The sequence below is a fragment of the Bradyrhizobium manausense genome, assembly GCF_018130615.1.
GTDB lineage: Bacteria > Pseudomonadota > Alphaproteobacteria > Rhizobiales > Xanthobacteraceae > Bradyrhizobium > Bradyrhizobium manausense_A.
Window position 1 is genome coordinate 332,061 of record NZ_JAFCKB010000008.1, and the last position, 11,144, is coordinate 343,204.

Consider the following 11,144-nt stretch of genomic DNA (forward strand, 5'->3'; position numbering starts at 1 on the left):
CGCGGCCGGGCGTTGCCGCGTGGCGCGGCTTGGCCGCCGCCATCAAGGCTATCCCTTAGGCCGCGCGCGCCTCGAGGCTGCGAACTGCCCTCCGTTTGGACAGCGCAGCCCCGGTCGGGACGATCATTCCCTCGACGCCATCGAGCGCGCCGTTGGTGAACTCGATCGCCAGCAGGCGGTCGCGCTCGAACGGGCCGGGCAGGGCGAGCGCACCGGTCTTCTCGGCCGAGAAGCCGAAGCGGGCATAGTAGGGCGCATCGCCGAGCAGGATGACGGCGGCGTGCCCACGCGCCCGGGCGGCGGCCAACGCTTGATTCATCAGCGCGGCGCCGATCCCGAGTTCGCGGCAGGCAGGGTCGACCGCCAGCGGTCCGAGGACCAGGGCGGGCCTGCCTCCGGCGCTGACGTGCCACAACCGCACGGTTCCCACGAGCTTGCCCTCGCGCATCGCCGACAAGGCTAGGCCTGTGGCGGGCGCACGTCCGTCGCGCAGGCGCTGGCAGGTGCGGCCGTGGCGGGTCTCGCCAAAGCAGGCATCGAGCAGCGCTTCACGCATCGTGACGTCGGCAGCACGTTCCGCACGGATCGCGAACGGAGCGGCTTCCGAAGAGAGGGCAATTTGTGGCTTCCGAGGAGCAGTCATGGCGCGTCAGTCCCCGCGTGAGTCCGCGCACGAAGGCACGCGGGTTCAAGCGTCGTCAGAATGGCAATGTCGGGTGAGGAGCCGGCAAGCCGGCTCCCGGGTTCGTCAGGCCTCAGAACGAGAGGCGGATCAGATGTGGTAGGTGCGCAGCGGCGGGATGCCGTTGAACGCCACCGCCGAGTAGGTCGACGTATAGGCCCCGGTGCCTTCGATCAGCAGCTTGTCGCCGATCTCGAGCGTGACGGGAAGCGGATACGGGGTCTTCTCGTACAGCACGTCGGCGCTGTCGCAGGTCGGACCTGCGAGCACGCATGGGGTCATGTCTGCGCCGTCATGCGGGGTGCGGATGGCGTAGCGGATCGACTCGTCCATCGTCTCGGCGAGACCGCCGAACTTACCGATGTCCAGGTACACCCAGCGCACCTCGTCCTCGTCGCTCTTCTTCGAGATCAGCACGACCTCGGATTCGATGATGCCGGCGTTACCCACCATGCCGCGACCCGGCTCGATGATGGTCTCCGGAATCTGGTTGCCGAAGTGCTTGCGCAGCGCGCGGAAGATCGAGCGGCCGTAGGTGACAACCGGCGGCACGTCCTTCAGGTACTTGGTCGGGAAGCCGCCGCCCATGTTGACCATGGTCAGGTTGATGCCGCGCTCGGCGCAGTCGCGGAACACCTGCGAGGCCATCGCCAGCGCGCGGTCCCACGCCTTCACCTTGCGCTGCTGCGAGCCGACATGGAAGGAGATGCCGCACGGCTCCAGGCCCAGGCGCTTGGCGGCGTCGAGCACCTCGACGGCCATTTCCGGGTCGCAGCCGAACTTGCGCGACAGCGGCCACTCGGCGCCGGCGCAGTCATAGAGGATGCGGCAGAACACCTTCGCGCCGGGAGCGGCACGGGCGATCTTCTCGACCTCGGGGACGCAGTCGACTGCGAACAGGCGAATGCCGAGCGCGAAGGCGCGCGCGATGTCGCGCTCCTTCTTGATCGTGTTGCCGAAGGAGATGCGATCGGGCGTCGCACCGGCGGCCAGCGCCATCTCGATCTCGGCGACGGTCGCGGTGTCGAAGCAGGAGCCCATGGAAGCCAGCAGTGTCAGCACTTCCGGCGCCGGGTTCGCCTTGACGGCGTAGAACACGCGGCTGTCGGGCAGCGCCTTGGCGAAGGTCTGGTAATTGTCGCGCACGACCTCGAGGTCGACGACGAGGCACGGCTCGGTGTCGAGACCTTCCTTGCGGCGGTTGCGCAGGAATTCCTGGATACGTTCGGTCATGGCACTCTCCAACGGTCCCAGCGACGGGATCCGCATCAACGTGACGTCGGATAAGAGCGCTTCGGCCACATCGCGCGATGGAGGCGCGTCGAGGCCAAGAGACTCAAACCAGACTGTGCTGCCGTGGATTGGTTGGGAGAGTTTCCCGCCCGCTCACCTGGCAATGAAGGACAAGCCTTTTCAGTAGCCCGCGCCGGCGGTGGAATGCCGGTAGAGACCAAAAAAGCCCGATCCGTCGTTGCTTTAAGTCGCGTCCCCCGTTGAGAGCGGGGTGCGCCGGTTCGCCTCCGGCTGCCAGTCACGGTTGCAAAGAGCGAAGTCACCTTCGACAAGGCATCTCTTTGAGAGAGATGCTGGACGCTCCGGGTTTGCTTTCAGTCGCTCGACCTTTGGGTCTTTGACTTCCGCACTTCCGAAGAGCCCCTCGGCTTCTTCACCCCTTGGCGGCTGTCCGGCCTCTTGTCCGGATACCTACCGACTGACACACGACCACAGGCACGTGCGAAATTGGGCAAGAGCGCACATAAGCGTTTTGACTCTGCTTCGCAAGAATTTTTTTAGGCTGCGAACAGAATTGCCTAACGTCTGCTTGCGCAGTGTTGCGCGAGCGACGCGGAAGATGAACAGGCGTTAAGTTTTTCAGCCAGGGTGCACGCGTCTCTGGCGCGCGAAGCGTCAGCCGCGCTTGAAGAACGGCTCGACGCGCTGAGCGGCGCGGATGAAGGCGGTCATCACCAGCACGCCGAGTGCGAACAGCACGGCCTGCAAGATGTGCGCGCCCTGATCGCCCAGCCCGAACAGAATTGCGAGCGCCCAGCCGCCGGCAAACGCCGCGCCGAACACTTCGGCGCCGATCAGGATGGCGGCGCTGACGACGGTGATGACGCTCGGCCAGACGATCTGACGGGAGGACGAGGAGGGCGCGTTCATGGGCATCTGGGTCCGGAGTTTCGAGGGCCGCAATCTCCCCGAAAAGGCGGGCGGGAGCAAGGCCAAATGGCCCAAAAAAGCCCCATCGCGTGCTATAGCTGACCCCAACAAATCGGCTCAAAAATCGGGACTTGTGATGTCAGAAACCCGCCAAACTACGGACTCCGAGATCAACCCGCTGCTGAAGGCCTGGGTGACGCCATTTGCGACCCCGCCCTTCAACGAGATCACGCCGGAGCACTTCCTGCCGGCCTTCGAACAGGCCTTCGCCGATCATTCCGCGGAGATCGCCGCGATCACCAACGATCCGGCCGCGCCCGACTTCGCCAACACGATCACGGCGCTGGAGCGGTCCGGCAAGCTTTTGAACAAGGTTGCCGCGGTCTTCTACGATCTGGTCTCGGCGCATTCCAACCCGGCGATCCTGGACATCGACAAGGAGGTCTCCTTGCGGATGGCGCGGCACTGGAATCCGATCATGATGAACGCCGTGCTGTTTGGTCGCATCGCCCAGCTGCACGAGAACCGTGCCAATCTCGGCCTGGACCCGGAGCAGCTCCGCCTCCTGGAGCGCACCTACACCCGCTTCCACCGCGCCGGCGCCGGCCTGTCCGACGAGGCCAAGACGCGCATGGCCGAGATCAACGAGAAGCTGGCCCAGCTCGCGACCGGGTTCAGCCACCATCTGCTCGGCGACGAGCAGGACTGGTTCATGGAGCTCGGCGAGGCTGACACCCAGGGTCTGCCGGAGAGTCTTGTGGCCGCCGCCAAGGCTGCAGCAGAAGACCGCGGCATGGCGGGCAAGGCGATCGTGACGCTGTCGCGCTCCTCGACCGAGCCGTTCCTGAAGAGCTCGGCTCGGCGCGACCTGCGCGAGAAGGTCTACAAGGCCTTCACGGCGCGCGGCGACAACGGCAATTCCAACGACAACAACACGACCATTGGCGAGATCCTGAAGCTGCGCGAGGAAAGCGCCAAGCTCCTGGGCTACCCGACTTTCGCCGCCTACCGGCTCGAAGACTCCATGGCCAAGACGCCGGATGCGGTGCGCGGCCTGCTCGAGCGGGTCTGGAAGCCGGCTCGCGCCCGAGCGCTTGCCGATCGCGACGAGATGCAGGCGCTGATCACGGAGGAGGGCGGCAATTTTAAGCTCGCGCCCTGGGACTGGCGCTACTACGCCGAAAAGCTCCGCCTCCAGCGCGCCAATTTCGACGACGCCGCGATCAAGCCCTATCTGACGCTCGACCACATGATCGCCGCCGCCTTCGACTGCGCCACGCGGCTGTTTGGCATCACCTTCGCCGAGCGCAAGGATGTGCCGGTCTGGCACCCCGACGTCCGGGTCTGGGAGGTGAAGGGCCCCGACGGCAAGCACAAGGCACTGTTCTACGGCGATTACTACGCCCGGCCGTCAAAACGTTCCGGCGCCTGGATGACCTCGCTGCGCGACCAGCAGAAGCTCGACGGCGAGATCGCGCCCCTCGTCATCAATGTCTGCAACTTTGCCAAGGGCACCGGAGCCGAGCCTTCGCTGCTTTCGCCGGACGATGCCCGCACCCTGTTCCACGAGTTTGGCCACGGCCTGCACGGCATGCTCTCCAATGTGACCTACCCGTCGCTGTCGGGCACCTCCGTGTTCACCGATTTCGTCGAGCTGCCCTCGCAGCTCTACGAGCATTGGCAGGAGCGGCCCGAGGTGCTCCAGCAGTTCGCCCGTCATTATCAGACCGGCGAGCCGCTGCCGGACGATCTGCTCAAGCGCTTCCTCGCCGCACGCAAGTTCAACCAGGGCTTTGCCACCGTCGAATTCGTCTCCTCGGCGCTGGTCGACCTCGAATTCCACTCGCAGCCGGCAGCCGCCGCGCAGGATGTTCGGGCTTTCGAGAAACGCGAGCTGGAGAAGATCGGCATGCCCGAGGAAATCTCGATGCGTCACCGGCCGACCCAGTTCGGTCACATCTTCTCCGGCGACCATTATGCGGCCGGCTATTACAGCTACATGTGGTCGGAGGTGATGGACGCCGACGCCTTCGGCGCCTTCGAGGAGGCCGGCAATATCTTCGATCCAGCGGTCGCCAAGCGCCTCCACGACGACATCTATTCAAGCGGCGGGTCAGTCGATCCGGAAGCCGCCTACGAGGCCTTCCGCGGCCGGCCGCCCGAGCCCGACGCGCTGCTCCGCCGCCGCGGCCTGCTCGGCGACGCCAAGGCGGCCTGACCGGCATGCGCGCGCTGCTGGGAATGCTGCTTGCCGCCGGCCTGCTGCTTGCAGCGGGTCCGGCGAGCGCGCATCCGCATGTCTGGATCACGGCGACCAGCGAATTGCTTTACGCCGAGGATGGCTCGATCACCGGCGTGCGCCACGCCTGGACCTTTGACGACATGTTCTCGGCCTATGCGGTGCAGGGGCTCGAGAGCAAGACCAAGGGCGCCTACACGCGCGAGGAGCTGGTGCCGCTGGCGCAAACCAATGTCGAGTCGCTGAAGGAATACGCCTACTTCACCTTCGTGAAGGCCGACGGCAAGAAGGAGCGCTTCAACGAGCCGGTCGACTACTTCCTCGACTACAAGGATACGGTGCTGACCCTGCACTTCACGCTGCCGCTGAAGAACCCGGTCAAGCCCAAGCAATTGGTGCTCGAAGTGTTCGACCGCTCCTTCTTCATCGACTTCCAGATGGCCAAGGACAATCCGGTCAAGCTGGTCGGCGCGCCCTCCGCCTGCCAGATGAAGCTCGATCGTCCCAGTGACGGCACCGCGACCGCGCAGAAGCTCAATGAGCAGACCTTCACGGATGGCCCGAACGCCAATTTCGGCATGATGTTCGCCAACAAGATCACGGTGGATTGCCCTTGATCTGTCGTCTTCAGTCACCGCTCGCCCGCGGGCTGCTCGCCTGCGCCGCAATCGTCGTCGTGCTGGGCGCGGCCGATGCCGCGCTCCACGATCTTCTCGCGCAAAACCCGTTCGGCGCACCACGCCCGGCGCAGGCAGCGGAGCCCGAAGCCAGCGGTCTCATCGGCTGGCTCTTGGCAAAACAGTCGGAATTCTATCGCCAGATGTCGTCGACCATCCGCGCCGCGAAGTCCGACGGCTCGGCGGTGTGGACGCTGCTCTTCATCTCGTTCGCCTACGGCATCTTCCACGCCGCCGGCCCCGGCCACGGCAAGGCGGTGATCGCCTCCTATCTCGTCGCCAACCGCGAGACCGCGCGGCGCGGCATCGCGCTGTCGTTCGCCTCCGCGCTGATGCAGTCGCTGGTGGCGATCCTGATCGTCGGCATCTCGGCCTGGATCCTGAACGCCACCGCCAAGACCATGTGCAAGGCGGAAGGTGCGATCGAGATCGCGAGCTATGCCCTGATCGCGCTGTTTGGCCTGCGGCTGGTCTGGGTCAAGGGCCGCACCTTCATCCGCGCGCTGCAGACGACGCAGCCGGTGCCGGCCATGGCGGGCGTGTCGCACGACCATCATGATCATCTCGATCATCACCACCATCATGATGCGCATGACCCTCATCACCACGATCACGCCCATCACCATCACGGGCATGACCATGTCCACGACGAGCATTGCGGCCATTCCCATGGTCCTGCCCCGAGCGAGCTCGCCGGCCCGGGCGGCTGGCGGCGAGGTTTCGCCGCGATCCTGACCGTCGGCATCCGTCCCTGCTCGGGCGCCATCCTGGTGCTGGTGTTCGCGCTCGCCCAGGGCCTGTTCTGGGCCGGCATTGCCGCGACCTTCCTGATGGGGCTTGGCACCGCGATCACCGTCGCGGCCATCGCCGTGATTGCGGTCTCGGCCAAGGACATCGCCGGCCGTCTGAGCGGCGCCCGCGACGGCGGCGGCGCGCTCTTTATGCGCGGCATCGAGTTCGGTGCCGCCGCTCTCGTGCTGCTGTTCGGGGCGGGCCTGTTGCTTGGCTACATCGCGGCCGAGCGGACGACGTGTTTTTGAGCCGCTACGGCATCTCTCGATAAGCGCCTCACACCGGCAGCAGCCGCTTCAACATCGGCAGGAAGAAGATCCCGAGATTGATCGCAAAACCGATGCTCCAGAGGATGGAGCGCAGCGTCGGGCGGTTGCCGAGATAGGTCAGTACATAGGCGATCCGTACGATCAGGAACAGCACCGCAAGCTCGTCGATCAGGCGCTGCGGCGAGTCACGGAATTCGGCGAGCAGGACGGCGAATGCGAAGAACGGAAAGGTCTCGATCCCGTTCTGGTGCGCGCCGAGCGCGCGCTGGGCGATGGCGTCCTCATAGAAGGCGGGATCACGCGGCCGCGAATTGTCGAAGCCGCGAAACCGGATCCATTTGATCGAGACGATCGTCAAGAGATAGAGCAGCAGCGCTCCGAGAACGCACCATTCCGCGAGCGTCATCATCCCTCCCCCGCTTGGGGGGACCCTAGCGAAACCGGGCTCATCTTGACAAGTTCGGAGCAACGCGCGACGCAACTGACCATGACGACCCCTGCTCCCCTCAAGACCGCAAAACCGGCCGTGCCGTCAGCCCAACTGCGCGTCGGCGTGCTTCTGGTCAATCTCGGCACGCCCGACACGGCCGATGCTCCGGGCGTGCGGGTCTACCTCAAGGAATTCCTGTCGGACGCCCGCGTCATCGAGGACCAGGGCCTGATCTGGAAAGCCGTGCTGAACGGCATCATCCTGCGCAGCCGTCCCCGCACCAAGGCGCTGGACTACCAGAAGATCTGGAACAACGAGCGGAACGAGTCGCCGCTGAAGACGATCACGCGGTCGCAAGCCGAGAAGCTCGCCGCAGTGCTGTCCGACCGCGATCATGTCGTGGTGGACTGGGCGATGCGCTACGGCAATCCCTCGATCAAGGCCGGCATCGATGCGCTGATCGCGAAGGGCTGCGAGCGCATCCTCGCTGTGCCCCTCTATCCGCAATATTCCGCCTCGACCTCGGCCACCGTCTGCGACGAGGTGTTCCGCGTGCTGGCACGCCTGCGCAATCAGCCGACGCTGCGGGTGACGCCGCCATATTACGAGGACGAGGCCTATATCGAGGCGCTCGCCGTCTCGATCGAGACGCATCTGGCGACGCTCTCCTTCAAGCCTGAGCTGATCGTCGCTTCCTTCCACGGCATGCCGAAATCCTATGTCGAGAAGGGCGATCCCTATCAAAGCCACTGCGTCGCTACGACCGAAGCGCTGCGCCGCCGGCTTGGCATGGACGACGCGAATCTGCTGCTGACCTTTCAGTCGCGCTTCGGCAATGACGAGTGGCTGCAGCCCTACACCGACAAGACGATGGAGCGCCTTGCCAGGGAAGGCGTGCGTCGCATCGCGGTGGTGACGCCGGGCTTCTCCGCCGACTGCCTGGAGACGCTGGAGGAGATCGCGCAGGAGAATGCCGAGATCTTCAAGCACAATGGCGGCGAGCAGTTTTCCGCGATCCCCTGCCTCAATGACAGCGATCCCGGCATGGATGTGATCCGCACCCTGGTGCTGCGCGAGCTCCAGGGCTGGATCTGATGGTGTCTCACATGAACCGCCGCGAATGCCTGGCGCTTCTTGGGACGATCGCCGCGGTGCCGGCCGAGGTGCTGGCGCAGCAGCCGAATGTGACGCGCCGGGTCGGCGTGCTCTCGGTCATCGCTTCCGACGAGGTGATCGGCCAGGCCCGCCTCGCCGAGGCGCTCGCCGCTCATGGCTGGAAGGAGCAGGACAATCTCAATATCGACTGGCGTAGCGGCGCCGGCGATCGGGCGCGCATCGCGCAGCTTGCCGATGCGCTGATCGCACGCAAACCCGACATCCTGCTTGCGCTCGGCACGCCCTCGGTGGAGGAGTTGCGCCGGCGCACCACGACAATCCCGATCGTGTTCGCCGTGGTCACCGATCCCGTCAGCCAGGGTTTTGTCCAAAACCTTGCCCATCCGGGCGGCAACATCACCGGCTTCACCGATTACGACGGTCCGCTGGCTGGCAAATGGCTGGAGATGCTGACGCAGGTCACGCCAAAAGTCTCCCGCGTCTTTGTCGTCTACAATCCTGCGACCGCGCCGTTTGCGCCGCTGATGCTGCGCACGCTCGAGGGTGCCGCGCAGACGCTGCTTGTGACGGTCGAGCCCGCGCCGGTGCACGATGTCGCTTCGATCGCCGCGCTGGCCTCGCGCAAGGAGGGCGGTTTCCTGGTGCTGCCCGACTTTTTCACCATGGCCAATCGCGCGGATCTGTTGGCGGCGATCGCGGAAACGCGCCTGCCGTCGGTATTCTGGAGCCGCGCCTTCGTCGATGAAGGCGGGCTGATGTCCTACAGCACGGACAGCGCCGAGCAGCTTCGGCGTGCCGCCGCCTATGTCGATCGCATCCTCAAGGGCGCGCAGGCGGCCGATCTGCCGGTCCAGAATCCCACCAAGTTCGAGTTGGCCATCAACCTGAAAACGGCCAAGGCGATTGGCGTCGCTCCATCCCCGGGCCTGCTCGCAATCGCGAACGACGTCATCGAGTAGCGTCGCAATATCTTAACCTTTGCCGCTAGGTCTGCGCCTTCACGCTTTCAAGGGCTTTTCGCAAATACATAATCGCGGCCGTTCCCGTTCGTCGCGTCTTGTGCAGAATGGCGTGGATGACGACGTGAAAAGCGACCGCTGAACCGGTAGGGTCCTGGTCCCGACCAATGGCAGCGCGGGAAGGGGCTTTTCCCGCCTTGGAGGAAATATGAGCGGTTTCGATATTTTCGCGATTGTGCTGGTGTTGCTCGTCATCGTCACACTGATCGCCGGCGTGAAGACGGTGCCGCAGGGCTATGACTGGACCATCGAGCGGTTCGGCAAGTACACCCAGACGCTGAGCCCCGGGCTCAATCTGATCGTGCCCTATTTCGATCGCGTCGGGCGCAAGATCAACATGATGGAGCAGGTGATCGACATCCCCGAGCAGGAGGTGATCACCAAGGACAACGCCACCGTGACGGTGGACGGCGTCGCCTTCTACCAGGTGTTCGACGCCGCGAAGGCGAGCTACGAGGTCTCGAACCTCACCCAGGCCATCACCGTCCTGACCATGACCAACATCCGCTCGGTGATGGGGGCGATGGATCTCGACCAGGTGCTGTCGCATCGCGACGAGATCAACGAGCGCCTCTTGCGCGTCGTCGACGCCGCGGTGTCGCCGTGGGGTCTCAAGGTCAATCGCATCGAGATCAAGGACATCGTGCCGCCCGCCGATCTCGTCGAAGCCATGGGCCGCCAGATGAAGGCCGAGCGCGTCAAGCGCGCCGACATTTTGGCCGCCGAAGGCCAGCGTCAGTCCGAGATCCTGCGCGCCGAGGGCGCCAAGCAGGGCCAGATCCTCCAGGCCGAGGGCCGCAAGGAAGCCGCATTTCGCGATGCCGAAGCGCGTGAGCGGTCGGCCGAGGCGGAGGCCAAGGCGACGCAAATGGTCAGTGAGGCCATAGCCAAGGGCGACGTCGCTGCACTGAATTACTTTATCGCCGACAAATATATCAAGGCGTTCGGCCAGTTCGCGGACGCGCCAAACCAGAAGATCATCATGCTGCCGATGGAGGCGACGAGCATGCTCGGTTCGCTCGCCGGCATCGGCGAGATCGCGAAGGCGACGTTCGGTGAAAGCGCGGCGTCCGCGTCCGCTGCTGCACGCCGCACCGGCTCGGTGCCGCCGGCCGGTGGCACAACACCGCCGGCAGTCCCGCCGCGGCAGGGGTAAGGAACGGCGCATGATCTTCCGCTAAGATCATGCGCAAATATTTGGAGGTCGTATCATGACCGACATGTTCGTCTCGCTCGGCACCTGGAACTGGCTGATCTTCGGCTTCATCCTGATGGCGCTGGAGGTGATCGCGCCGGGTGTATTTCTGTTCTGGCTCGGGCTGGCCGCGTTGCTGGTCGGTCTGATCTCGTTCGCCGTTGTTATCTCTTGGCAGATCCAGCTCGTGATGTTTGCAGTGTTCGCTGCCGCCGCCGTGCCTGTGTGGCGCCGCCTCGCCCGGCCGAAGCCGGATGCCAGCGCCAGCCCCTTCCTCAACAAGCGGAGCGAGGCGCTGCTGGGCCACGAGTTCACGCTGGAGAAGCCGATCATCGACGGCAACGGCACCATGCGCATCGGGGACACGGTATGGCGCGTGGCCGGCCCGGACACACCGGCCGGCACGCGGGTGAAGGTGGTCCAGGTGGACGGTGCGAATTTGACGGTGGCGGCGGCGTAAGGACTCTTCGCCTCTCCCCGCTTGCGGCAGGGGAATCGCATATGGATTTGCGGCCCCTATTGCGTTGTTTTGTAAGATGGATTCTGAGAACGACTCCCACAA

Annotated in this window: 11 protein-coding genes; 7 read left to right on the forward strand and 4 right to left on the reverse strand. The window is 64.8% G+C overall.

Features of this window, described 5'->3' with window-relative positions; all coding sequences use genetic code 11:
* Positions 1 to 55: 55 nt before the first annotated feature.
* The 3 genes from JQ587_RS18365 to JQ587_RS18375 form a co-directional block, all read right to left on the reverse strand.
* Complete coding sequence (locus JQ587_RS18365) at positions 56 to 643, reverse strand: GNAT family N-acetyltransferase (RefSeq protein ID WP_212426176.1); 588 nt, start codon at positions 641 to 643, stop codon at positions 56 to 58.
* A 129-nt stretch (positions 644 to 772) separates the two neighbouring features.
* Positions 773 to 1,915 carry a type III PLP-dependent enzyme gene (locus tag JQ587_RS18370; RefSeq protein WP_212426177.1) on the reverse strand — a complete coding sequence of 381 codons (1,143 nt, stop codon included), beginning with the start codon at positions 1,913 to 1,915 and terminating at the stop codon, positions 773 to 775.
* 675 nt (positions 1,916 to 2,590) lie between these two features.
* Positions 2,591 to 2,845 carry a hypothetical protein gene (locus JQ587_RS18375; RefSeq protein WP_194477991.1) on the reverse strand — a complete coding sequence of 85 codons (255 nt, stop codon included), beginning with the start codon at positions 2,843 to 2,845 and terminating at the stop codon, positions 2,591 to 2,593.
* A gap of 136 nt (positions 2,846 to 2,981) precedes the next feature.
* On the opposite strand from JQ587_RS18375, the gene JQ587_RS18380 reads away from it, so the two are divergent.
* From JQ587_RS18380 to JQ587_RS18390, 3 genes are read left to right on the forward strand one after another with little or no spacing between them, the layout of a single operon-like run.
* Entirely contained in the window at positions 2,982 to 5,063 is a 2,082-nt protein-coding gene (locus tag JQ587_RS18380) for a M3 family metallopeptidase (RefSeq protein ID WP_212426178.1), read from the forward strand.
* Positions 5,064 to 5,068: 5 nt separating this feature from the next.
* A complete protein-coding gene (locus JQ587_RS18385) occupies positions 5,069 to 5,701 on the forward strand; it encodes a DUF1007 family protein (protein ID WP_212426179.1) in 633 nt (210 codons plus the stop codon).
* Positions 5,692 to 6,801, forward strand: coding sequence for a nickel/cobalt transporter (locus JQ587_RS18390; RefSeq protein WP_212297251.1), 1,110 nt, complete (start codon positions 5,692 to 5,694; stop codon positions 6,799 to 6,801). Before JQ587_RS18385 ends, JQ587_RS18390 begins: the two co-directional genes overlap by 10 nt.
* Before the next feature lie 28 nt (positions 6,802 to 6,829).
* On the opposite strand, the gene JQ587_RS18395 is transcribed toward JQ587_RS18390, so the two are convergent.
* Complete coding sequence (locus JQ587_RS18395; protein WP_212297432.1) at positions 6,830 to 7,228, reverse strand: MAPEG family protein; 399 nt, start codon at positions 7,226 to 7,228, stop codon at positions 6,830 to 6,832.
* An 81-nt stretch (positions 7,229 to 7,309) separates the two neighbouring features.
* Between JQ587_RS18395 and hemH the strand changes: the two genes are divergently transcribed.
* The 4 genes from hemH (at position 7,310) to JQ587_RS18415 (ending at position 11,042) form a co-directional block, all read left to right on the forward strand.
* Positions 7,310 to 8,347 carry a ferrochelatase gene (gene hemH, locus JQ587_RS18400; RefSeq protein ID WP_212426180.1) on the forward strand — a complete coding sequence of 346 codons (1,038 nt, stop codon included), beginning with the start codon at positions 7,310 to 7,312 and terminating at the stop codon, positions 8,345 to 8,347.
* Between the two features lie 11 nt (positions 8,348 to 8,358).
* Entirely contained in the window at positions 8,359 to 9,327 is a 969-nt protein-coding gene (locus JQ587_RS18405; RefSeq protein ID WP_212297249.1) for an ABC transporter substrate-binding protein, read from the forward strand.
* Positions 9,328 to 9,535: 208 nt separating this feature from the next.
* Entirely contained in the window at positions 9,536 to 10,543 is a 1,008-nt protein-coding gene (locus tag JQ587_RS18410; protein ID WP_212297248.1) for an SPFH domain-containing protein, read from the forward strand.
* A gap of 55 nt (positions 10,544 to 10,598) precedes the next feature.
* Positions 10,599 to 11,042: an NfeD family protein gene (locus JQ587_RS18415; protein ID WP_212426181.1), complete on the forward strand. Its 444-nt coding sequence runs from the start codon at positions 10,599 to 10,601 to the stop codon at positions 11,040 to 11,042.
* Positions 11,043 to 11,144 lie beyond the last annotated feature (102 nt).